Source organism: Variovorax sp. LjRoot84, assembly GCF_964254305.1.
Classification (GTDB): Bacteria; Pseudomonadota; Gammaproteobacteria; order Burkholderiales; family Burkholderiaceae_C; genus Variovorax.
Genome location: NZ_CAXUTE020000001.1, coordinates 2,095,041 through 2,117,949, shown reverse-complemented (window position 1 = coordinate 2,117,949; position 22,909 = coordinate 2,095,041). Strand labels below are relative to the sequence as shown.

Annotated in this window: 21 protein-coding genes; 15 read left to right on the top strand and 6 right to left on the bottom strand. The window is 68.3% G+C overall.

The window, feature by feature from the left end:
* Nucleotides 1-64 precede the first annotated feature (64 nt).
* Nucleotides 65-967, bottom strand: coding sequence for a site-specific tyrosine recombinase XerD (gene xerD, locus ACSQ9I_RS10960; RefSeq protein WP_436313183.1), 903 nt, complete (start codon nucleotides 965-967; stop codon nucleotides 65-67).
* A gap of 68 nt (nucleotides 968-1,035) precedes the next feature.
* On the bottom strand, nucleotides 1,036-2,010 hold the full coding sequence (locus tag ACSQ9I_RS10955; protein WP_436313182.1) for a tripartite tricarboxylate transporter substrate binding protein BugE: 975 nt from the start codon (nucleotides 2,008-2,010) through the stop codon (nucleotides 1,036-1,038).
* Nucleotides 2,011-2,114: 104 nt separating this feature from the next.
* On the opposite strand from ACSQ9I_RS10955, the gene ACSQ9I_RS10950 reads away from it, so the two are divergent.
* Nucleotides 2,115-3,020 (top strand): AEC family transporter, encoded by a 906-nt coding sequence (locus ACSQ9I_RS10950; RefSeq protein ID WP_093102526.1) that lies wholly within the window; start codon nucleotides 2,115-2,117, stop codon nucleotides 3,018-3,020.
* A 30-nt stretch (nucleotides 3,021-3,050) separates the two neighbouring features.
* Complete coding sequence (locus ACSQ9I_RS10945; protein ID WP_436303562.1) at nucleotides 3,051-3,479, top strand: hypothetical protein; 429 nt, start codon at nucleotides 3,051-3,053, stop codon at nucleotides 3,477-3,479.
* On the opposite strand, the gene queG is transcribed toward ACSQ9I_RS10945, so the two are convergent.
* Nucleotides 3,466-4,536 (bottom strand): tRNA epoxyqueuosine(34) reductase QueG, encoded by a 1,071-nt coding sequence (gene queG / locus ACSQ9I_RS10940; protein WP_436313181.1) that lies wholly within the window; start codon nucleotides 4,534-4,536, stop codon nucleotides 3,466-3,468. The two genes, ACSQ9I_RS10945 and queG, sit on opposite strands and share 14 nt — an antisense overlap.
* Between queG and tsaE the strand changes: the two genes are divergently transcribed.
* On the top strand, nucleotides 4,522-5,022 hold the full coding sequence (gene tsaE, locus ACSQ9I_RS10935) for a tRNA (adenosine(37)-N6)-threonylcarbamoyltransferase complex ATPase subunit type 1 TsaE (protein ID WP_436313180.1): 501 nt from the start codon (nucleotides 4,522-4,524) through the stop codon (nucleotides 5,020-5,022). The genes queG and tsaE overlap by 15 nt on opposite strands.
* Entirely contained in the window at nucleotides 5,019-6,467 is a 1,449-nt protein-coding gene (locus ACSQ9I_RS10930; RefSeq protein ID WP_436313179.1) for an N-acetylmuramoyl-L-alanine amidase, read from the top strand. The genes tsaE and ACSQ9I_RS10930 overlap by 4 nt, the downstream gene beginning before the upstream one ends.
* Nucleotides 6,468-6,482: 15 nt before the next feature.
* Here ACSQ9I_RS10930 and ACSQ9I_RS10925 read toward each other — a convergent pair whose 3' ends face one another.
* On the bottom strand, nucleotides 6,483-7,943 hold the full coding sequence (locus ACSQ9I_RS10925) for an NCS1 family nucleobase:cation symporter-1 (protein ID WP_436290599.1): 1,461 nt from the start codon (nucleotides 7,941-7,943) through the stop codon (nucleotides 6,483-6,485).
* 335 nt (nucleotides 7,944-8,278) lie between these two features.
* On the opposite strand from ACSQ9I_RS10925, the gene ACSQ9I_RS10920 reads away from it, so the two are divergent.
* Nucleotides 8,279-9,451: an IS4 family transposase gene (locus ACSQ9I_RS10920; RefSeq protein ID WP_436313178.1), complete on the top strand. Its 1,173-nt coding sequence runs from the start codon at nucleotides 8,279-8,281 to the stop codon at nucleotides 9,449-9,451.
* 43 nt (nucleotides 9,452-9,494) lie between these two features.
* Nucleotides 9,495-9,773 (top strand): glycine zipper domain-containing protein, encoded by a 279-nt coding sequence (locus ACSQ9I_RS10915; protein WP_093102516.1) that lies wholly within the window; start codon nucleotides 9,495-9,497, stop codon nucleotides 9,771-9,773.
* A 54-nt stretch (nucleotides 9,774-9,827) separates the two neighbouring features.
* On the opposite strand, the gene ACSQ9I_RS10910 is transcribed toward ACSQ9I_RS10915, so the two are convergent.
* On the bottom strand, nucleotides 9,828-10,478 hold the full coding sequence (locus ACSQ9I_RS10910) for a DedA family protein (protein ID WP_093102514.1): 651 nt from the start codon (nucleotides 10,476-10,478) through the stop codon (nucleotides 9,828-9,830).
* A 50-nt stretch (nucleotides 10,479-10,528) separates the two neighbouring features.
* On the opposite strand from ACSQ9I_RS10910, the gene mutL reads away from it, so the two are divergent.
* The 9 genes from mutL (at nucleotide 10,529) to ACSQ9I_RS10865 (ending at nucleotide 20,836) form a co-directional block, all read left to right on the top strand.
* On the top strand, nucleotides 10,529-12,355 hold the full coding sequence (mutL, locus tag ACSQ9I_RS10905; RefSeq protein WP_436313177.1) for a DNA mismatch repair endonuclease MutL: 1,827 nt from the start codon (nucleotides 10,529-10,531) through the stop codon (nucleotides 12,353-12,355).
* Nucleotides 12,356-12,515: 160 nt separating this feature from the next.
* Complete coding sequence (locus ACSQ9I_RS10900; protein ID WP_436290601.1) at nucleotides 12,516-13,469, top strand: alpha/beta hydrolase; 954 nt, start codon at nucleotides 12,516-12,518, stop codon at nucleotides 13,467-13,469.
* 100 nt (nucleotides 13,470-13,569) lie between these two features.
* The gene (locus ACSQ9I_RS10895) at nucleotides 13,570-14,760 is read left to right on the top strand and encodes a multidrug effflux MFS transporter (protein WP_093102510.1); all 1,191 of its coding nucleotides are present in this window, start codon (nucleotides 13,570-13,572) and stop codon (nucleotides 14,758-14,760) included.
* Complete coding sequence (miaA, locus tag ACSQ9I_RS10890) at nucleotides 14,750-15,757, top strand: tRNA (adenosine(37)-N6)-dimethylallyltransferase MiaA (protein ID WP_436313176.1); 1,008 nt, start codon at nucleotides 14,750-14,752, stop codon at nucleotides 15,755-15,757. Before ACSQ9I_RS10895 ends, miaA begins: the two co-directional genes overlap by 11 nt.
* A complete protein-coding gene (locus ACSQ9I_RS10885) occupies nucleotides 15,754-16,401 on the top strand; it encodes an ABC transporter ATP-binding protein (RefSeq protein WP_436313175.1) in 648 nt (215 codons plus the stop codon). The genes miaA and ACSQ9I_RS10885 overlap by 4 nt, the downstream gene beginning before the upstream one ends.
* 81 nt (nucleotides 16,402-16,482) lie before the next feature.
* A complete protein-coding gene (locus tag ACSQ9I_RS10880; RefSeq protein WP_093102505.1) occupies nucleotides 16,483-17,178 on the top strand; it encodes a GntR family transcriptional regulator in 696 nt (231 codons plus the stop codon).
* Nucleotides 17,175-18,080, top strand: coding sequence for a phytanoyl-CoA dioxygenase family protein (locus ACSQ9I_RS10875; protein WP_436313174.1), 906 nt, complete (start codon nucleotides 17,175-17,177; stop codon nucleotides 18,078-18,080). The genes ACSQ9I_RS10880 and ACSQ9I_RS10875 overlap by 4 nt, the downstream gene beginning before the upstream one ends.
* Nucleotides 18,081-18,197: 117 nt before the next feature.
* Nucleotides 18,198-19,556, top strand: a complete 1,359-nt coding sequence (locus ACSQ9I_RS10870; RefSeq protein ID WP_436313173.1) for an NAD(P)H-dependent oxidoreductase — start codon at nucleotides 18,198-18,200, stop codon at nucleotides 19,554-19,556.
* Nucleotides 19,556-20,836, top strand: coding sequence for an amidase (locus ACSQ9I_RS10865; protein ID WP_436313172.1), 1,281 nt, complete (start codon nucleotides 19,556-19,558; stop codon nucleotides 20,834-20,836). The genes ACSQ9I_RS10870 and ACSQ9I_RS10865 overlap by 1 nt, the downstream gene beginning before the upstream one ends.
* Before the next feature lies 1 nt (nucleotide 20,837).
* On the opposite strand, the gene ACSQ9I_RS10860 is transcribed toward ACSQ9I_RS10865, so the two are convergent.
* The gene (locus ACSQ9I_RS10860; protein WP_436313171.1) at nucleotides 20,838-22,772 is read right to left on the bottom strand and encodes a PhoX family protein; all 1,935 of its coding nucleotides are present in this window, start codon (nucleotides 22,770-22,772) and stop codon (nucleotides 20,838-20,840) included.
* Nucleotides 22,773-22,909: the final 137 nt, after the last annotated feature.

Genomic DNA, 22,909 nt, shown 5'->3' with positions numbered 1-22,909 from the left:
TGATGCCGCCGCAATCATGTCGCTGAGCGTCAGGGCATTCCGATATGCAGCAAATCCCTGCACCTCAGCCGCGCGGATGATGCTGCGCGTGGAGCTGCTTGAGACGCTCGCGCGCGACGTGGGTGTAGATCGTGGTGGTCGAGATGTCCGCATGGCCGAGCAGCAACTGCACCGCGCGCAAGTCGGCGCCGTGGTTGAGCAGGTGCGTGGCGAAGGCATGGCGCAGCGTGTGCGGCGACAGCGGCACGTGGATGCCGGCCGCCAGCGCGTGCTTCTTGACGATGATCCAGAACATCACGCGCGTCATGCCCGCACCGCGCGCGGTGACGAACAGGTCGGCGGTCTGCTGCCCGTCCAGGATGGCGGGGCGCGACTCGTGCAGGTAGCGCTCGATCCACCGCCGCGCCTCGCCGCCGAAAGGCACCAGCCGCTCCTTGCTGCCCTTGCCGAGCACGCGCAGCACGCCGTCGTTGAGGCTCAATTCGAACACCCTGAGCGCGACCAGTTCGCTCACGCGCAGTCCGCTCGCATACATCAGCTCGAGCATGGCGCGGTCGCGCAGACCGAGCGGCGTGTCGACCTCGGGCGCGGCGAGCAGGTCGTCGACTTGCTTTTCCGACAGGGTCTTGATCGCGCGCGGCATCTGCCTGGCCGGCGCCAGCCGCAGGCTCGGATCGGCGGCGATGCGCTGCTCGCGCAGGGCCCAGCGGAAATAGCGCTTGAACACCGTGAGCCGGCGGTTGGCCGACGTGGCCTTGCCCTTGTCGGAGAGCTTCGCGCCCATGTAGGCCTGCAGGTCGCTTTCGCGCGCGGCGTCCAGCGCGCTGCCGCGCTGGGCCTGGAGCCACTGCGCGAACAGCGCGAGGTCGCGCCGGTAGGCCGCCAGCGTGTTCTTCGACAGGCCGTCCTCGAGCCACAGCGCGTCGATGAAGTCGTCGATTTCGGGCGTGTCGATGGCCGCGGTCATGCCGTGCAAGATAGCAAAAGAAAAAAGCCGCCCGGGGCGCGGGCGGCTCTGGATCGAGGAAAGTCGGCCTAGTCGAGCGTGAGCTTCTGCTTGGCGACCACCTGCTTGTAGACCTCGTATTCGGCCTTGATCTGCGCGGCGAACTGCTCCGGCGTGTTGGCCACGATCAGCGAGCCGGTGTCCTCGATGCGCTTGCGCACCGCCGGGTCTTCGAGCGACTTCTTCACGCCGACGTTGATCTTGTCGACCACTTCCTTCGGCAGGCCCTTGGGCCCGAGGATGCCGTAGTAGGCCATGCGGTTGACCGGCTCGAGCCCGACTTCCTTGAAGGTCGGCACGTTGGGCAGGTCCTTCAGCCGCTGCGGCGCCGAGACCACGATCGGCACCAGCTTGCCGGACTTGATGAAGGGCAGCGCCGACGGGATGTTGTCGAACATGATCGGGACCTGGCCGGCCACCACATCGTTCAGCGCCGGACCAGCGCCGCGGTAGGGAATGTGGGTGATGAAGGTGCTGGTCAGGTTCTTGTAGAGCTCCATCAGCAGATGGCCGATGCCGCCGGTGCCCGAGGAGGCGTACGAATACTTGCCCGGATTCTTCTTGATCTCGGCCACGAACTCGGCGTAGTTCTTGGCCGGGAAGCTCGGGTGCACCGCGATGATGTTCGGCGTCGCCGCGATGTTGATGATCGGCGTGAAGTCATTGATCGGGTCGTAGGGCACCTTGGGGTTGATCGCCGGGTTGGCGGCCGTGCTCGACACGGTTGCCACGCCGAGCTTGTAGCCGTCCGGCGCGACCCGCGCGGTCTCCGCCGCGCCGACGATGCCGCCGCCGCCCGCCTTGTTGATCACCACCACGCTCTGGCCCAGCGCCTTGCCCAAAGGCTCGGAAATCACGCGGGCCACGATGTCGGTGGTGCCGCCCGGTGCAAAAGGCACTTGCAGCTCGATGGGCTTGTTGGGGTAGCCCTGCGCCCAGCTGGGGCCGGCGATCAGCGCCAGCGCGGCGGCGCCGGCGAGTGCATTCCATTGACGACGTTGCATTGAAGAGCTCCTGGAGGTCGAAAAGCGAAGCCAGGATGCTAACGGGTCCGCGAGCGCCCCAGTTGGTGGATAACCCATGGAAATCGGCCGTTTATCCTCGACCGGTGAACTATGCCCAACTGCTCTTCCCCGACTTCTCCCTCATCGCCTGCGGCTGGCTGCTCTGCCGCTACACCCCGCTGGACCGCCGCGTCTGGGACCAGGTCGAGAGCCTGGTCTACTACTTTCTTTTTCCGGTGCTGCTGTTCCACTCGATCGTGCGCAGCCCGCTCGACTTCGGCGCCACCTCGCACTTGCTGACGGCCGGCGTCGGCGTCGGGCTGGCCGGCATCGCGCTCGCCTACATGCTGCCCTTCCTGCCCGGTATCGGCACGCACATCGACCGCAGCGATCACGCGGCCAGCGCGCAGGTCGCCTTCCGCTTCAACTCCTTCATCTGCCTCGCGCTGGCCGACCGCATGGCGGGCCCCGCGGGGCTCCTGATGATCGCGGTGCTGATCGGCGTGTGCGTGCCGCTCTTCAACATCGCCGCCGTGTGGCCGATGGCGCGGCATGCGCAGACCGGCCTGGCGCGGCAGCTGATCCGCAACCCGCTGATCATCGCAACGCTCAGCGGCCTGGTCGCCAACCTGCTCGGCTTCAGCGTGCCGAACTGGCTCGAGCCGACGCTCACGCGCATCGGTGCCGCATCGCTCGCGCTCGGCCTGATGGCGGCCGGTGCCGGCATGCAGTTCGCGACGCTCGCGCGCGGCAAGGTGCTGGCGGTGTCGGTGCTGTCGATCCGGCATCTCGTGCTGCCGCTGATCGCCTGGGGCCTGGCCGGCGCACTGCAGCTCGGCGGCGCCCAGGCCGCGGTGCTGATGACTTTTTCCGCGGTGCCGACTGCGTCGAGCGCCTACGTGCTGGCCGCGCGCATGGGCTACAACGGCGCCTACGTGGCGGGCCTCGTGACGCTGTCGACGCTGCTCGGTGTGGCAAGCCTGCCCTTCGCCCTGGCACTCTCGCGCTGAACCGTCATCATCAGTCGCTACCATCGCACGATGCGCTACCTACCGGCCGTTGTCGCAGCATTGCTCGCGGGGGCGGTGCAGGCGCAGGCGCAGGAGCACACCCGCTACCACGGTGCGTGGAGCGGGCCTTTTCTTTTCTACGTGGTCCAGCAGGACACCGGCGCACAGGGTCCGCCGGAGGTCCACGCGGGCGCGATGCAGATCGATCCCGACGGCACGGTGCGCGGCCAGGTACCAGGCGCCGCCTGCACGATGACGGGCTCGAGCGTCGACTTCGTTTCGCCGGCCAACGCCTCGCTCGACCTCACGATCAGCGGCTGCAAGGACACGCGCTTCAACGGGTATTTCAGCGGCAAGCTGATCAACAATCCGGTCCTCAAATACGCCTCGCTGCGGCTGAACTCGATGCGTTCGCTCGACGCGGGAACGGCGCAGGTCTCGGCGATCATGCGGCGCTGAAGTCCAACGCCCATTCGACGTGCTCGCGCACCAGCGCACTGGGATGCGAGCGCCGCGTCGCGAGGATCTCGCGCGCCCCATCGTCGCCCGCACGCAAGGCATTGCCCAGCGCCACCGCCACATTGCGCAGCCAGCGTTCATGGCCGATGCGGCGGATCGGGCTGCCTTCGGTGTAGCGCAGGAAGTCCTCCTCGGTCCACGCGAAGAGCTCGCCCAACTGGCGGCCGGTGAGCCCGTCGCGCGCATCGAAGTCCGGCAGCGCGCTCTTCTTGGCGAACTTGTTCCAAGGACAGATGAGCTGGCAGTCGTCGCAGCCGTAGATGCGGTTGCCGATCAGCGGCCGCAGCTCGAGCGGGATCGGCCCCGCGTGCTCGATAGTGAGGTAGGAGATGCAGCGCCGCGCGTCGAGCCGGTACGGCGCGATGATGGCGCGCGTCGGGCACACCTCGATGCAGGCGCTGCAGGTGCCGCAATGCGCCGTGACCGGCGCGCTCGGCGGCAGCGCCATGTCGACATAGATCTCGCCCAGGAAGAACATCGAGCCCGCGTCGCGGTCCAGCACCAGCGTGTGCTTGCCGCGCCAGCCCTGGCCGCTGCGCGATGCCAGCTCGGCTTCCAGCACCGGCGCCGAATCGGTGAAGGCGCGGTGGCCGAAGGGGCCCACTTCGTCGGCGATGCGCTCGGCCAGCTTCGCGAGGCGCGAGCGCATGACCTTGTGATAGTCGCGGCCGCGCGCATAGACCGACACGATGCCCTCCGCCGGCCGCCGCAGCCGGTCGAACTCCACCGCCTGCCAATCCTCGGGCGTGCTGCGCGGCAGGTAATCCATGCGCGCGGTGATCACCGACACCGTGCCCGGCACCAGCTCGGCCGGCCGCGCGCGCCGCGTGCCATGTGCGGCCATGTAGTGCATCTCGCCATGGAAGCCTTCGGCCAGCCATCGCATGAGGCCCTCTTCCGCGCTCGACAGATCGACGCCCGCAATCCCGATTTGGGAGAATCCGAGCTCCCGGGCCAAGGCCTGAATCCGATTCACGAGTTGATGGCTGCCGATCACCTGCCGATTGTAGAAACGCAAAGCCTCGTGCAACGCTGGCGCAGCGAAGACGATTGCGACGCGCTGGCGCGCGCACTCGCGTCATCGCCCGACCTGGCTGACGCGTTCATTGCATTGCATGGAGACCTCGGCGCCGGCAAGACCACCTTCGTGCGCCACCTGTTGCGCGCGCTCGGCATCGGCTCGCGCATCAAGAGCCCGACCTACGCGGTCGTCGAGCCGCACGAGGCGCCCGGCGGCCTGGCCATCTTCCACTTCGATTTCTACCGTTTCAGCGATCCGCACGAATGGGACGATGCCGGCTTCCGTGACATCTTCGCGGGTTCGGGCCTCAAACTCGCGGAATGGCCCGAAAACGCTGCAGGGCGCATTCCGCTTGCAGACCTTGCTATTAAAATCGAAGCAATGACCGACGACACCCGCACTGTGACCCTGCACGCGAACACGCCGCGCGGCAGTCGGTTGCTCGCCGCCGCCAGCGCATGAAAGCCGGCCAACTGAAACGACGCGTACTGCTGCAGGGCGGCAGCATCGCCCTCCTGCTCGGCGTGCACGAGATCGCGCGCGGCGCCACCATCGTGGCGGTGCGCGTCTGGCCGGCGGCCGACTACACGCGCGTCACCATCGAATCCGACGGCCGCCTGCATTCGCAACAGCTCGTAGTCGGCAGTCCGCCGCGTCTCGCAGTCGACATCGACGGGATCGATCTCAATCCCGCGCTACGCGAGCTGGTCGGCAAGATCAAGCCCGACGACCCCTTCATCAACGGCCTGCGCGTCGGCCAGTTCGCGCCCAGCGTGGTGCGCATCGTGTTCGACCTCAAGCAGTCGGTGGCCCCTCAGGTCTTCTCGCTGGCGCCGGTGGCCGCTTACCAGCACCGGCTGGTGCTGGACCTCTATCCGCAGCAGGCGCTCGATCCGCTGGAAGCCCTGATCGCCGAGCGGCTGCGCGATGCGCCCAAGGCCCCCGGCCGCGACGGCACCGTCGCGGGCATCGCGCCGCGCACTCCCGCGCCCCCGGCCGTCGATCCGCTGGGCGAATTGATGGCGCAGCAGTCGATGCGCCCCTCGCCTTCCTCGCCGCCCGCACAGGCGCTGGTCGTTCCGGCGCCGCTGCCGCCCGTGGCGGGAACGACGCCGGTGACACCCCTTCCGCCGCCCTCTTCCGCCACCGCGCGCAACGGCGGCGCGACCGCGAGCGGCACCGACCGCATCATCATCGTCGCGCTCGATCCGGGCCACGGCGGCGAAGACCCGGGTGCGATCGGCCCCAACGGCACGCGCGAAAAAGACATCGTGCTGCAGGTCGCGCACCGGCTGCGCGACCGCATCAATGGGAGCAGCGTCAACGGCAATCCGATGCGCGCCTTTCTCACGCGCGATGCCGACTTCTTCGTGCCGCTGGGCACGCGCGTGCAGAAGGCGCGCCGCGTGCAGGCCGACCTGTTCGTGAGCATCCATGCCGATGCCTTCACCACGCCCGAAGCGCGCGGCGCCAGCGTGTTCGCGCTGAGCCAGACCGGCGCCTCGAGCAGCGCAGCGCGCTGGCTCGCCAACAAGGAGAACCAGGCCGACAAGGTCGGCGGCGTGAACGTGGGCACGCACGAGGTCCAGGTGCAGCGCGCCCTGCTCGACATGAGCACCACGGCGCAGATCAACGACAGCCTCAAGCTCGGCGGCGCGATGCTCGGCGAGATCCGCGGCATCGGCGCGCGCCTGCACAAGCCGCAGGTCGAGCAGGCCGGCTTCGCGGTGCTCAAGGCGCCCGACATCCCGAGCGTGCTGGTGGAGACCGCCTTCATCAGCAACCCGGAAGAAGAAGCCAAGCTGCGGAGCGTCGAGTACCAGGAAAACCTCGCGGACGCGCTGATGCGCGGCATCCAGCGCTACTTTGCGCAGAACCCGCCGCTGGCGCGCAGCCGTCAGCTGTAGCGCGCGTTGCCGCGGTCAGGCCTTTGCACTTGCGGCGACCGCGGTGCGCGGCCGCAGGGTCGCCATCAGCAGGTACACGCCGCCGCCGATCAGCACGCCGAAGAACCAGCCGTAGGTGTTCCACCACGCCGGCAGCAGGCTGGTGAAATTCGGAAGAAGGGTCGAGAACACGCTGCCGACGCCCGCGGCCACGAGCGCGTTGACGTTCCAGCCGCCCTCGTAGCGATACTCGCCGTTCTCGTCGTAGAGCGCCGCGACATTGATGTTGCCTTTCGCGACCAGGTAGTAGTCGACCAGGATGACGCCCAAGAGCGGCCCCATCGTGGCGCCGATGGCGTTGACGAAATTCGCGGCATTGCCCTCCCAGGGCGCGAAGGGATAGAGCACCAGCGCAATCGCCGCCGCGATGTAGCCGCCCTTCTTGAAGCTGATCTGCCGGGGGAACACGTTCGAAATGTCGAAGGCGGCGGAGACGAAGTTCGCGACGACGTTGATGCCCAGCGTGGCCACCGCGAAGGTGATGGCGGCGATCAGCGCCAGCACCCAGCTGTCGAACTTGGCGGAGATCTGCTCCGGGTGCAGCAGTACTTCACCGTAGACCTTGAAGGCCGCGATGGTCGTGATGCCGGCGACCAGCGAGAAGGCGACCAGGTTGACCGGCAGGCCCCACAGGTTGCCTTTTTTCACCGCGTCCTTGTTCTTGGCGTAGCGCGAGAAATCGCAGAAGTTGAGGTACAGCGCGGCGAAGTAGGTGATCCAGGTCGCAGCCACCGCCATCAAGGCCCAGAAGGAGCCCGGCTCGCCGCTCACGCCGGCGTCCTTGGTCTTTGCCAGCAGCACGTCCTGCGGAATGCCGTGGTCGAAGGAGAAGCCGCCCGCCTTGACGCACAGGCCGATGGCCAGGATCAGCATCGCAATCCATACCGCGGGGCCGGCCCAATCCTGGAACCTGCGCACCGTCTCCATGCCTTTCTGGATGATGAGCAGTTGCAGCGCCCAGATCACCACGTAGCAGACCACCTCCAGGCCCGAATGGCCGAGGATCTGCGTACTCTTGTGAAACTCGAGCATGCTGTCGTTGCGGATCAGCAAGGCGACCACGGCGCCCGACGCGGCCGCCGTCTGCGCGCCGTACCAGAAGCAAGCCACCACGGCCCGCACCAGCGCCGCCAGGTTCGCGCCCCACACGCCGAAGGACGCACGTGCCAGCACCGGGTACGGCACCCCGGTCTTTTCGCCGGCGTAGCCGATCAGGTTCATGAGGAAGAAGATCAGCAGCGAACCGAGCCCGATCGCAAGCAGGAAGTTGGTGAAGCTGCCGCACAGCAGGAACAGGCTGGCCGCCAGGTAATAGCCCCACAGGCTGTGCACGTCCGAGGTCCACACGTTGAAGATGCTGAAGGCGCCCCAGTTGCGCACCTTGGCGGGTGCGAGATCCTCGTTGTAGAGGCCGGGGGAAGGATTGCGGATCTCCATGGCTGCCTCCTGGGAATGCGTCGATGCGCGCAGACTAGCTTTCTTGGCCGGCCCTCGCAACCGCCTGCCATGCGTCGCCGCCTGCGGAACGCGCGCTCTTTGTTGCACGAATGCAGCGCATGCTCTCGGGCAAGGGGGTGCGGCGGACTCCTACACCCGTGGCGCAGGGCTTTTACAGAATGTCTTCATCCACTGCTGTCCGGTTAAATGATCCGCTGCGGGGCTGAGATCAAGCATTGGCGCGGGCTGCAGGCCGATTTTGTTTGGTGCCGATTTGAACTTCGATCACGAAGAACCGCGTACTTTCCCCGGTTTGGCAGCCCCGGGGAGAGCGTGTGCACATCGGCAAGACTTTGTTCGCTCAAGTCATGGAGTTCGTGCCATGGACCAGCTTCGCTCGCATCGTGCAACGCTACGGCGGCAACTCGGGCGTGCGCACGCTGTCTTGCGCCGAGCAGTTCCGCGCCATGGCGTTTGCTCAGCTGACGTGGCGAGAGAGCCTGCGCGATATCGAGGCCAGCCTCTCGGCCAACGCCAACAAGCTCTATGCCATGGGCTTTCGCTCGGCCGTCAGACGCTCGACCTTGGCCGATGCCAACGAATCGCGCGATTGGCGCATCTGGTCCGATCTTGCGGCTGTGCTCATTCGGCGTGCGCGCAGGCTCTACTTGGGCGACTCCGTGCTCGGCGTGGAATTGGACAACACGGTCTATGCCCTGGATTCCAGCACCATCGATCTGTGCTTGAGCTTGTTCTCCTGGGCGCCGTTCCGCTCCACCAAGGCGGCGATCAAGCTGCACACGCTGCTGGACCTGCGCGGGGCCATCCCCGCATTCATCCACATCAGCGACGGCAAGCTGCACGACGTGAACGTGCTGGACATGCTGGTCTTCGAGCCCGGCGCGTTCTACGTGATGGATCGCGGCTACGTCGATTTCGAGAGGCTGCATGCACTGACTCAGGCCGGCGCCTTCTTCGTCACGCGTGCGAAGTCGCCAATGGATGCCAGGCGAGTCTATTCGGCGCCGACCGATCGCAGCACTGGCATCATCAGCGACCAGCAGGTCATGCTCAATGGGCACTACTCGGCCAAGAAGTATCCCCAGCACCTGCGGCGAATTCGATTCAAGGACCCCGAATCGGGCAAGACGCTGATCTTCCTGACCAACCACATGGCCTTGCCGGCGTTGACGATCGCCGCGCTGTACAAGAGCCGCTGGCAGGTCGAACTGTTCTTCAAGTGGATCAAGCAGCACCTGCGCATCAAGCACTTCATGGGCAACAGCGAGAACGCGGTCAAGACGCAGGTCTGGTGCGCCGTGGCCACCTACGTGCTCATCGCCATTGTCAAGAAGGAGCTTCAACTCGACGCCTCTCTCTACACTTGTCTACAGATCTTGTCGGTCTCCGTCTTCGAGAAAACCGAGCTTTCATGCGCCCTGCAGGCCGATCTGTCCCAAACCGAGCTACCCAACACCGCTAACCAGTTGAATTTGTTCAACTTTTAACCGGACAGCAGTGGTCTTCATCACTGATTGAAAGGTGGACACCATGAAGACACGTCTCTGGATCACGGCTGCAGCGGCCACGACCGTCATGACCCTGGCGGGTTGCGCAGCGGGACCGAACGAGCAGTGGGGCACGGCCGGCGGCGCCGTGGGTGGTGCAGTGATCGGCAATGCGATCGGCGGCAATACTGCCAGCACCGTGGGTGGCGCCGCCATCGGCGGCTTGATCGGTAACCAGGTGGGTCGCCGCGCCGACGAGCGCAACTACTACCGCGGACAACGCAGTGGCGGCTACTACCCCTACAACGGCCCGAACTACTGAGCTCGCGGCTCTTGCATGATCGAAGGCGCGTCCGAGGACGCGCCTTTTTTGTTTTCAACGCACCGAGGAAGGCGTGCGGCCCGCGCGCCAGGCGCCGAAGACCGCGATCAGGCCCGGCACGAAGATCAGCGCCCAGATGATCTTGTCGAGGTGTTCCTTGACGAAGGGCATGTTGCCGAATAGGTAGCCCGCCGTGCACAAGCCCAGCACCCACAACAGCGCGCCGACGATGTTGTAGAGCGTGAACTTGGTGCGCGTCATGTCGGCCACGCCCGCGACGAAGGGCGCGAAGGTACGGATGAAGGGCATGAAGCGCGCGAGGATGATGGTGACGCCGCCGTAGCGCTCGTAGAAGGCATGCGCCTGGTCGAAGGCCTTGCGGTTGAAGAAGCGCGAGCTCTCCCACTGGAAGACCTTGGGCCCGAAATAGCGCCCGATGCTGTAGTTGCACTGGTCGCCCAGAATCGCGGCCACGATGAGGATCGGCACCGCGATCGAATAGCTCATCAGCCCCGCGCCGCACAGCGCGCCGACGATGAAGAGCAGCGAGTCGCCCGGCAGGAAGGGCATCACCACGAGCCCCGTCTCGACGAACACGATCAGGAACAGCAGCGCATACACCCAGGGCCCGTAGGCGACGACGAAGGCCTCGAGATGTTTGTCGACATGCAGGATGAAGTCGATGAAGAAGCTGATGATTTCCATGGACGCGCATTATCCGGGCAGCTTCGCGAGCCCCCTTCTAGAATGCCCCGGTGAGCGCTCTCCCCTCCTCCCTCGCCCCAGCCGCGCGCCGTCCGATCCGCGAACTTCCCGACGAACTGATCAGCCAGATCGCGGCCGGCGAAGTGGTGGAGCGGCCCGCGTCGGTGGTGCGCGAACTGCTCGACAACGCGCTCGACGCCGGCGCACGGCACGTCACGGTGCGACTCTCGGCCGGCGGCGTGCGGCTGATCTCGGTCGAGGACGACGGCCAGGGCCTGCCGCGCGACGAGCTGCCGCTGGCCCTGCGCCGCCACGCGACCAGCAAGATCGCCAGCTTGAACGACCTGGAGACGGTAGGCACGATGGGCTTTCGCGGTGAGGCGCTGGCCGCCATCAACGCCATCGCCGAGCTCAGCCTGCAGTCGCGCTTCCACGCGGCCGACAGCGCCTTCGCGCTCGACGGCCGCACCGGCGAGCTGAGGCCGGTGGCGCGCGCGGCCGGCACCACGGTCGAGGTGCGCGAGCTGTTCTTTGCCACGCCCGCCCGGCGCAAGTTCCTGAAGACCGATGCCACCGAGCTCGCGCACTGCATCGAGGCGGTGCGGCGCCATGCGCTGGCGCGGCCCGATGTGGGCTTCTCGGTCTGGCACGAAGGCCGGCTGGTCGAGCAGTGGCGCGCCGCCGATGCGCGCGACCGGCGCCTGGCCGATGCGCTCGGCGAGGGCTTCGTCGCCCAGAGCGTGGCGGTCGAGCATGCCGCGGGCCCGGTGCGCGTGGCGGGCCGCGCCGGCATTCCCGATGCGGCACGTTCGCGCGCCGACCAGCAGTTCTTCTACGTCAACGGCCGCTTCGTGCGCGACAAGGTGCTGGCCCACGCGGTGCGCAGCGCCTACGAAGACGTGCTGCACGGCCAGCGCCAGCCGGTCTACGCGCTCTATCTCGAGATCGATCCGGCACGCGTCGACGTCAACGTGCATCCCACCAAGATCGAAGTGCGCTTCCGGGACGGGCGCGAGGTGCACCAGGCGGTGCGCCACGCGATCGAGAACGCGCTGGCTGCGCCGCGGGCCGGCGAAGCGGCAGCGGTGGCCGCCGAGCCCTTCTTCAAGCCGCTTTCGCCGCAACCCGTGCCTTCGTGGACGCAGCCGGCGATCCATTTCGCCGCGGAACGGGGTCTGGGCGACGCGGCCGCCATGTGGCCCGGCGAGCGCAACGACATTGCCGCGACGCCGGCCACGCCCTTCACCGCGCCTGCGCAGGTCAAGCCCGCCCCAGCCGCCGATGAGGCCCAGGCCTGGCCCCTGGGCCGCGCGCTGGCCCAGCTGCAGGGCATCTACATCCTGGCCGAGAACAGCCAGGGCCTGGTGATCGTCGACATGCATGCGGCGCACGAACGCATCGTCTACGAGCGGCTGAAGACCCAGCTCGACGGCGCCGCGATCACGAGCCAGCCGCTCCTGATCCCGGCCACCTTCGCTGCCACGCCGCAGGAAGTGGCGACCGCCGAGGCGTGCGCCGCCGTGCTGCCCTCGCTGGGCCTGGAGATCACGCCCTTCTCGCCGCGCACGCTGGCGGTGCGCGCGGTGCCCGGCACCCTGGCCGACGGCGACCCGGTCGAGCTCGCCCGCAGCGTGCTGGCCGAGCTGGCCCACCACGACGCCAGCACCGTGGTGCAGCGGGCCCAGAACGAGCTGCTGTCGACCATGGCCTGCCACGGCGCGGTGCGCGCCAACCGCCGGCTGACCATCGACGAGATGAACGGCCTGTTGCGCCAGATGGAAGCCACCGAGCGCTCGGACCAGTGCAACCACGGCCGGCCGACCTGGCGCCAGGTCTCGATCCGCGAGCTCGATTCGCTGTTCATGCGCGGGCGCTGAACCCGCGAGCGCCGGGGAAAAGCTGCCAAATTCCTCACATTTGGCATCTGTTGGTCACGTAACCGAGGGTTTTCAGGGGTCATCGACAAACCGGGCACGCACGTTGCATGCAGTCTTTTGTTGAACTTTCCGGCCGAGCACCTGTCTTTCAGCCTTGCCCATGAAATCCTGGTCCCTCTTCGCATCCGCTACAGCGCTGGTCGCCTTGCTGGCGGCCGGCTGCTCCACCCTCGACGAGCGGCAGCGCGAATGGATCTTCCAGCCGAGCGACCGCAGCTGGGGCAATTCCGAATCCATGACCGAGGGCATGGACCATGTCTGGATCGACTTCCAGTCCTCCGTCACGGGCCGGCCGGCCCGCCTGCACGGCCTCTGGCTCGGCGGCGCGCCTGAATCGGCCAACACGCCCGTGCTGCTCTACCTGCACGGCGCGCGCTACAACGTGGCGGGCTCGGCACCGCGCATGCGGCGCATGCACGAGCTGGGCTTCTCGGTGCTGGCCATCGACTACCGCGGCTTCGGCAAGAGCAGCAAGGCGCTGCCCTCGGAAGACTCGGCCCGCGAAGACGCGCGCGCCGCATGGATCTGGCTCGCGGCACGGCATCCCCAGCAGCCGCGCTACATCTTCGGCCACTCGCTGGGCGGCGCGATCGGCATCGACCTGGCCTCGCGGGTGAACGACGAGAGCGGCACCATCGTCGAGAGCACCTTCACTTCCATCGCCGACGTGGTGAGCAGCTTCAAATGGGGCTGGCTGCCCTTCGGTCCCTTCATCACCCAGCGCTTCGAGGCGGTCAGCAAGGTCAAGAACATCGGCGCCCCGCTGCTGGTGGTGCATGGCGCTGCCGACAGCCTGATCAACCCGACCCTGGGCCGCAAGCTCTACGAGGCGGCCACTGTGCCCAAGCAGTTCGTGCTGGTCGAGGGCGGCTCGCACCACAGCACCGGTTCGGTGGGCCAGGCGCAGTACCGCGCCGCCCTGTCGCAGCTGTTTCGCATGAAGGAGCCGCCGACCGAGATGGCCGCCGGCGACGGCAGCAGCAGCGCACCGGCCCCGGCCGTGCCCGCGACCGTCCTGCAGCAGCAAGCCCAGTCGTCCGGCCAAGCGATTTAGGGCCGCTGGCGCCCGCCGCGCCGGCTTTGTTACCCTTGGGCGCATGCCGCCCCCTCCCGACGCACCGGCCCTCTCGCAATCCGCGCCGAGTGCAACGGCCATGTCGCCCGCGCTGGTCGTGCTCACGCTGGCCTTGCTGCTGGGCATCCAGCCCGTCACCACCGATCTCTACCTGCCCGCGCTCCCTGCCCTGACCAGCGGCTTCGGCGCGCGCATGTCGCAGGCGCAGCTCACGCTGAGCGCGCTGCTCTTGGCTTTCGGCTGCGCGCAGCTCGTGTTCGGGCCGCTGTCCGACCGCTTCGGACGCCGGCCCGTGCTGCTGTGGGGCCTGGGCGGCTATGTGGTGGCGAGCCTCGGCGGCGCCGTCGCGCCGTCGATCGAGCTGCTGATCGTCTGGCGCACGCTGCAGGGCGCGGCCATGGGTGCCGCGGTGATGGCAGCGCGCGCGATCGTGCGCGATCTCTACCAGCCGGCCGACGGCGCACGCGTCATGTCGCGCGCGCTCACCGGCCTCGGCCTGATCGCCTGCCTGTGCGCACCGGTGGGCGGCCTGGTGTCCGACCTGTTCGGCTGGCGCATCGCGCTGCTGGCGCCGGCACTCTTCGGTGCCGTCACGCTCGCGCTGATCGCGCTGCGCTTCGGCGAAACGCTGGTGCGCCCCAACCCCGATGCGCTGCGCCTCGCCACGCTCTTCTCCACCTGGGCAATGGTGCTGCGCAACCCGACCTTCCTCGCCTTCTCGGCGCTGACGACGGCGGCCTATGGCCTGCTCTTCACCTTTCTCGCCGCCTCGTCCTTCGTTTTCATCCAGGTGCTCGGCCTCACGAAGACGCAGTACGGCCTGGTGATGCTGTGGAGCTCGCTCGCCTACATCGCGGGCACCTTCGTCTGCCGGCGCTGGCTGCCGCGCTACGGCGTGCGCGGCAGCGTGGCGCGCGCGTCGCTGCTGACGCTGACCGGCGGCAGCGCGATGGGACTGCTGGCGCTGGCCGGCGTGCACTCGGTCGCCGCCATCGTGGCGCCGCTCACGCTGATCATGCTGGCGCACGGCGTGCACCAGCCCTGCGGCCAGACCGGTGCGGTCGGCCCCTTTCCGCAGGCTGCCGGCGCGGCCTCGGCGCTCAATGGCTTTTTGATGATGCTGGCGGCCTTCGGCATCGGCGGCTGGCTCGGCGCGCACATGGACGGCACCGTGATGCCGCTCGCGCTCGGCATGTGGTTCTGGAGCGTGTGCATCGCGCTGATCGCCTGGACGCTGGTGCGCAAGTACGGCGAGGCGCATGGGCATTGAGCCGAGCGCCGCTGGGCCGCCCCGAGGCGTGAGCGCCCCCTCGGGGGGCAGCGAGGACACGCCAGTGCCGAGCGTGGGGGCAAGTTACGTCGCGCTGGCGGGCCCGACTGCATCGGGCAAGACCGCGGCCGCACTCGCGATCGCGCGCGTGCGGCCGGTCGAGATCGTCAGCGTCGATTCGGCCCTGGTCTACCGCGGCATGGACATCGGCACCGCCAAGCCCACGCCCGCCGAGCGCGCGGAAGCGCCGCACCACCTGATCGACATCCGCGATCCGCGCGAGCCCTACAGCGCGGCCGCCTTCGTGGCCGACGCCACGCGGCTCATCGCCGAGATCCGCGCGCGCGGCCGGTTGCCGCTGCTGGTGGGCGGCACCATGCTCTACTTCAAGGCGCTCGCCGACGGCATCGATGCCATGCCCGCGGCCGACCCTGCCGTGCGCCGGCAGCTCGAATCCGAAGCCGCCGCGCTGGGCTGGCCTGCGATGCATGCCAGGCTGGCCGAAGTCGATGCCGTCACCGCCGCGCGGCTCGCGCCCAACGACAGCCAGCGCATCCAACGCGCGCTGGAGGTGTGGCTGACAAGCGGCCGCACCATGGCCAGCTTCCACGCCGAGCAAGGAGCGGGCGGAATGCCGCCGATCGCGCTCTTCTCGCTCGAACCCACCGAGCGCGCCTGGCTGCACCATCGCATCGCCGAACGCTTCGACGCGATGCTCGCGGGCGGCTTCCTCGACGAGGTGCGGGCCCTGCGCGCGCGCGGCGATCTCGCGCCCGAGCTGCCCTCGATGCGCAGCGTCGGCTATCGCCAGGCCTGGGAGGCGCTGGACGGCCTCTTTCCCATGGCCGAACTGCGGGAACGCGGCATCGCTGCGACGCGCCAACTGGCCAAGCGCCAGATCACCTGGCTGCGCAGCATGCCCGAACGCCGCGTGAACGCGGCCGAGGCGCCCGATGCGATAGAGCGCATCGTGCAGCAGGTGTGCGAGATCGCATGACGCTGCGGATCAGCGAGCTGGCCAAGCGCTACGGCGACGCGACCGTGTTCGAGCAGGTGTCGCTCGAAGTCGCGCCGGGCGAGTTCGTCGCTGTCGTCGGCGAATCGGGTGTCGGCAAGTCCACCCTGCTCAACTGCATGGCCGGGCTCGACAGCTGGGACGCCGGCAGCGTCGTGCACGACGGCATCGACATCGGCGCGCTCGATGCCGAGGCGCGCGCGCTGTGGCGCCGCAAACACGTCGGCTTCGTGTTCCAGGCCTTCCATGTGCTGCCGCACCTGGACGTGGCGCAGAACGTCGCGCTGCCGCTGATGCTGCTCGCGCAACCCGACGCAGCGCGCGTGGCGCACATGCTCGACGCGGTCGGGCTGGGCGGTCTCGGCGAGCGCTTGCCCCAGCAGCTGAGCGGCGGCCAGCTGCAGCGCGTGGCCATCGCGCGCGCACTGGTGCATCGACCGGCGCTGCTCCTGGCCGACGAACCGACCGGCAATCTCGATCCGAAGACCGCCGCGAAGGTGATGGACGTGCTGCTGGCGCAGACGCGCGAGCACGGCGCTTCGCTGGTGCTGGTGACGCATTCCGAGGCGGCCGCGGCGCGTGCGGACCGCGTGCTGCATCTGAGCGCGAGCGGCATCCGGGCCTGATCCCCGGCCTGGGGTAAGCCCCAGGTCGCGGCCGTCGCCGCTTGTCGTATTCTGTATACAGAGTTCAGAACGACCCCGCCGATGCCCGCCCAGCTCGTCCAGATCGCCGCCGCCCCCGACCTCGTCGACCAGGTCTACCGCGCGTTGCTCGACGCTATCAGCGGCGGTTCGCTGGCGCCCGGCGAGCGCATCACGCAGGAAGACCTGGCCAGGCGCCTGGCCGTCTCGCGCCAGCCGGTGCTGCAGGCGCTGCGCCTCTTGAAGAAAGACGGCTTCGTGCTCGACGCGCCGGGCCGCGGCCTCTTGGTCGCGCCGCTCGATGCCGAATGGACCGCCAAGGTCTACCAGGTGCGCGGCGCGCTCGACGTGCTAGCGGCGCGGCTCGCGGCCGAGCAGCGCTTCAAGATCGATCCCAAGCTGATCGAGCGCGGCCGCCGTGCCGCGCGCGGTCGCAGCGTCGAAGCCATGATCGATGCCGACATGGCTTTTCACCATGCCATCTACGTCGCATCCGGTAACCCGCTGATCGCGCAAAGCGCCGACCAGCACTGGCGCCACCTGCGCCGTGCCATGGGCGCGGTGCTGCAGTCCGTGCCGCAGCGCGAGTCGCTGTGGGACGAGCACGAGGCGATCGCCCGCGCCATCGCGGCCGGCGATGCCGATACCGCCGCACGCCTCAGCGAGGAGCACGGCGCGCAGGCCAGCCGAACCCTCGGCATGCGGCTGGCCGAACGTCTTTCCGCCCACACCCCCACCCAAGCAGGAGATACCGCATGAGACTCAGCCCCGAGCAGCGCGCGCAATTCGAGCGCGACGGCTACCTCTTCTTCCCCGGCCACTTCTCTGCCGAAGAGACCAAGGTGCTCACGGACGCAGTGCCCGAGCTCTACAGCCGGCGCGAGGCCTTCAACGTGCGCGAGAAAGGCTCGGACGCCGTGCGCACCAATTTCGCCGCGCACCTGATCAGCGAGCCCTTCGCGCGCCTTGCGCGCCATCCGCGCATGGTGGGCCCGGTGAGCGATCTGTTCGAGGAACAGGTCTACATGCACCAGTTCAAGATCAACGGCAAGATGGCCTTCGAGGGCGACGTCTGGCAATGGCACCAGGACTACGGCACCTGGCTCAACGACGACCTGATGCCCACCGAGCGCGCGATGAACGTCGCGATCTTTCTCGACGACGTGAACGAGCACAACGGCCCGCTGATGTTCATTCCCGGCAGCCATGTGGAGGGCGTGGTCGAAGCCAAGCACGATCTCACGACGACGAGCTATCCGTTGTGGACGGTCGACAACGACCTGATCCGCCAGTTGGTGGATCGCGCGGGTGGCAAAGGGCACTACGACGCGGCGGGCCGCCACGTCGGGGGTGGCATCGTCTCGCCCAAGGGCCCCGCCGGCTCGATGATCCTGTTCCACAGCTGCCTCGTGCATGCCTCGGGCAGCAACCTCTCGCCCTTCGACCGCGTGGCCGTGTACCTGAGCCTATGCGCGGTCAGCAACCACATCCGGCGCTTCAAGCGGCCCGAGTACATCGCGCACCGCGACTTCACGCCGATCGAGATGCTGCCGGACGACTGCCTGCTGAAGCCCTACCCGGTCGAGGTGCCGTGGAAGAACGGCCTGCCCGAGAGCGCGCTGCGCACTTCACTGGATGAACTGGAATTCGCCGCCGCCTGAACACCACCATCCGTTCGGGCTGAGCTCGGCCTGCCCTGAGCCGGTCGAAGGGTCGAAGCCGCTGTCGATCGACGCAGCACTTCGACAAGCTCAGTGCGAACGGTTACTAGGAAGCACATGAGCCTTTACACCCGACTCCAACAACGCGCGGCCGACGGCAAGCCGGTGCGCATCGGCCTGATCGGCGCCGGCAAGTTCGGCTCGATGTACCTGGCGCAGATTCCGCGCACGCCCGGCGTGCAGCTGGTCGCCATCGCCGACCTCTCGCCCGCCGCGGCGCGCGCCAACCTCGAACGCGTCGGCTGGAAGCCCGAGCGCGCGGCCGCCCGCTCGGTGCAGGAAGCGCTGCAAACCGGCAGCACCTGGATCACCGAAGACTGGCAGGCCGTGACGCGCGAGCCTTCGATCGACATCGTGGTCGAGTGCACCGGCAATCCGGTGGCCGCGGTCGACCACTGCCTCGATGCCTTCGCGCACGGCAAGCACGTGGTCAACGTCACGGTCGAGGCCGATGCCTTCTGTGGCCCGCTGCTGGCGCGCCGCGCACAGCAGACGGGCGTGGTGTATTCGCTCGCCTTCGGCGATCAGCCGGCGCTGATCTGCGACCTGGTCGACTGGGCCCGCACCTGCGGCTTTCCCGTGGTGGCCGCGGGGCGCGGCCACAAGTGGCTGCCGCACTTCAGTGAATCGACGCCCGAGACCGTGTGGGGCAACTACGGTCTCACGCCCGAGCAGGCGCTGCGCGGCGGGCTCAACCCGAAGATGTTCAACAGCTTCCTCGACGGTTCCAAGCCTTCGATCGAAAGCGCTGCGGTGGCTAACGCCACCGGCCTCGGCGTGCCCTCCGACGGCCTGCTCTATCCGCCGGCAAGCGTGGAAGACATTCCCTTCGTCACGCGGCCGAAGAACGAAGGCGGCGTGCTCGAACGCAAGGGCATGGTCGAAGTGGTGTCCTCGCTCGAGGCCGACGGCCGCAAGATCCCCTACGACATCCGCATGGGCGTGTGGGTCACGGTCGAGGCCGAGACCGAGTACATCAAGAACTGCTTCGAGGAATACAACGCGCATACCGATCCGAGCGGGCGCTACTTCACGCTCTACAAGCGCTGGCACCTGATCGGGCTGGAGGTCGGCGTCTCGGTCGCGAGCGTGGCGCTGCGCGGCGAAGCGACCGGCGTCGCCAGCTGCTGGAACGCCGACGTGGTGGCCACCGCCAAGCGCGACCTCGCGGCGGGCGAGACGCTCGACGGCGAAGGCGGCTACACCGTGTGGGGCAAGCTGCTGCCGGCCGAACGCTCGATGCGCATCGGCGGCCTGCCGCTGGGCCTCGCGCACAACATCAAGCTGGTGCGCCCGGTGAAGAAGGGTCAGAGCCTCTGCTGGGCCGACGTCGCGATGGACACCACGACCCACGCCTACAAGATCCGCCACGAGATGGAGTCGATGTTCGCGCCGGCGCAAGCCAAGGCCGCCTGATGGGGTTGACCGCAGTCGCCCTGCGCCAGGCCATGGCCGCAGGCACGATGACGGCCGAAGCAGCAGCCCGCGCCGCCCTCGAGCGCATCGCCGAACGCGAGCCGCTGATCCATGCCTGGCAGCACCTCGACACCAAGGGCGCCATCGCCGCAGCCCGCGCGCTGGACGCGCGCGGCCGGCCCGGTCTGCTGGGCGGCGTGCCGATCGGCGTCAAGGATCTCATCGCCACCGCCGATATGCCCACGCGCTACGGCTCGCCGATCTACGAGGGCTTCCGCCCCGCGGCCGATGCCGCCTGCGTGGCGCTCGCACGCGCGGCCGGCGCGCTCGTGATGGGCAAGACCGTGACCACAGAGTTCGCCTACTTCTCGCCCGGACCCACGGCCAACCCGCACAACCCGGCCCATACGCCCGGCGGCTCGTCCAGCGGCTCGGCCGCCGCGGTGGCCGACGGCATGGTGCCGATCGCCTTCGGCACGCAGACGGCGGGATCGCTGATTCGCCCCGCCTCCTTCTGCGGCGTGTTCGCGCTCAAGCCGAGCTTCGGCGCGCTGAGCCTCGAAGGCATCAAGCCCTTCTCGCCCTCGCTGGACACCCTGGGCTGGCTGGCGCGCAGCGCCGACGACCTGGAGCTGATGCGCGGTGCGATGAACGGGATGGCCTTCGCGCCGCTGCCAACGCCTGCGCCGCGCGCGCTGCGCCTCGGTGTTTGCCGCACGCACGAATGGCCGGCCATCGATGCCGGCGGCGCCGCGGCCTTCGAGCAGGCGCTGAAGCTGGCCGGTGCGGCCGGCGTCACGCTGGGCGACATCGTCCTGCCCAGCGCATTGGCCGGGCTGGTGGAGGCGCAGAAAACCGTGATGGCCTTCGAGGCCGCGCGCCAGCTCGACACCGAATGGCGCCGGCATCCTGAACAGCTCAGCGCGGCACTCAGCGCATTGCTGCAAGGCGGCCGCGACTGCACCGACGAGACCTACGCACAGGCGCTGGCGCAAGCCACCATCGCCCGCCGGCTGCTGCCCGAGCTGATGCGCGATGTCGATGCACTGCTGGTGCCCGCCGCACCCGGCGAGGCACCGGCGGGCCTGGCCGCCACCGGCGACCCGGTCTTCAACCGCATCTGGACCCTGCTCGGCGCGCCCTGCGTCGCCGTGCCCGGCCTGCTGGGGCCGCAAGGCTTGCCGATCGGCATGCAGCTGGTCGGCCATGCGCAGCGCGAGCGCGAGCTGCTGGCTGTGGCCGGCAGCCTGCACCGCGTCCTGACACAACCAGCCGGCTGACTCAGGTACCGATCACGCCGCCGTCGTTCTTGGTGATGACAACCGTCGCCGAGCGCGGCCGGCCGGCGCCGTCGGGCCACTTCGACACGGCCAGCGGACGCTCCGGATCGCTGCGCTCGTTGGCAGGCTCGCCCGGATGCTGGATGTTGATGAACAACGTCTTGAGATCGGGCGTGGCCGTGAGCCCGGTGACTTCACAGCCCGACGGGCCGACCAGGAAGCGGCGGATCTCGCCCTTGGTGGGATCGCAGGCCAGCATCTGGTTGTTGGACAGGCTGCTGTAGTCGCCCTTGCCCAGCGTCGAGGTCGACGCATCGGTCTGGATCCACAGCACGCCGCGCGCATCGACAATCAGGCCGTCGGGGCTGCCGAAGGTGTCGCCCTTGAAGTTGCCCTGCGCTTCCGAGCGGCCCTGCTTCGGGTCGCCGGCCAGCACCAGGTGGTTCCAGGCGAACTTGGTGGCATCGAGATCGCCGCCTTCCTTCCAGCGGATGATCTGGCCCATGGTGTTGTTGGAACGCGGGTTGGCCGCGTCCATGAAGGGCTGGCCGGCGGCGCCGCGATTGCTGTTGTTGGTCAGCGTGCAGTAGACCTCCTTGGTGATCGGGTCCACCGTGGTCCATTCGGGCCGATCCATCTTGGTGGCGCCCAGCGCGTCGCTGGCCTGGCGCGACTTGATCAGCACGTCGCCCTGGTTCGCAAAGCCCTTGTCGGTGGTCAACGGCCCCTGGCCTTGCACCAGCGGCAGCCATTCGCCGGTGCCGTCGACGTCGAAGCGCGCGACGTACAGCGTGCCATGGTCCAGCAGCTCGCGGTTGGCCGCGAAGCCGCCGGGCTTGACGCGGTCGCGGCTGACGAACTTGTAGATGTATTCGAAGCGCGAGTCCTCGCCCATGTAGACCACCGCGCGGCCATCGGCCGTCAGCGCTGTGGCCGCGCCTTCGTGCGCGGCGCGGCCGAGCGCGCTGCGCTTGACGGGCGTGGAGCTCGGGCCCTGCGGATCGATCTCGACCACCCAGCCGTAGCGGTTGGATTCATTCGGATGCCGCGCGACGTTGAAGCGCTCTTCATGCTCGTGCCAGCGGTACTTGGAGCCGTTGCCCTTGCGGATGCCCCAGCGGCGCTGGTGCGCGTCGGGATTGTCGACGCCCTCGAAGTAGTCGGCGAAGTTCTCTTCGCAGGTCAGATAGGTGCCCCAGGGCGTCTGGCCGTTGGCGCAGTTGTTGTAGGTGCCCAGCACGCGCGTGCCGCTCGGATCGGCGGCAGTTCTGAGCATCGGGTGGCCGGCGGCCGGGCCGGTGATGGTCATCGGCGTCAGGGCGGTGATGCGGCGCGCGAACTTCGAAGGCATCACCTGCTTCCACGCGCTGCCCTCGCGCTGGATCTCGATCACCGAGACGCCGTGCGCGTGCATGGATTTGCGCACCTTCTCTGCCGTCCAGGTCTTCATGCCGTCGGCGTGCAGCAGGCCGTCGTCCACGTACTCGTGGTTCATCACCAGCAGGCCGCGCTGCGAGGAGCCCTCGACGGGGAAGAAGGCCATGCCGTCGTGGTGCATGCCGGCCTGCAGCGCCTGCTCGGCCGCGCTGTTCGAGCCGTCGGGCTTGAAGGCCGGCATCTGGCCGGCGATCCCCACCGGGTCGCCCCAGCGGTACAGCACCTGCGCGGTGTAGCCCTCGGGCACCGCGACGCGATCGATGGCAGCCATCGGCGCGCTCTTGAAGCCGATGCCGCGGCCGAGGGCAGCCGGGTTGCCGGCGCCGCCGGTCGCGGCGCAGCCGGCCAGCGTGCCGAGCGCGAACGGTGCGAACAAGCCGCTGGCTGCTGCCGCCAGGCCGCCGCGCACGAAGATGCGGCGTGCCGGGTCGGAGACCTCGTGAATAGTGGGATTGGCACTCCGGTTGGAGTCCTCCATGCGGTCGAAATCTTTGGCCATTGTTTTGCTGTGGTGTGGGTAACCGGCCGATGCTCCGCGCTTCGCATGAAAACTCTGTGACGAGCGCAGGGCGCGAGGGCTTCGGAGGCTCGCATTCACAGGTCCGCATACGGCCAGCGTCGAAGCGGCCTACGGTC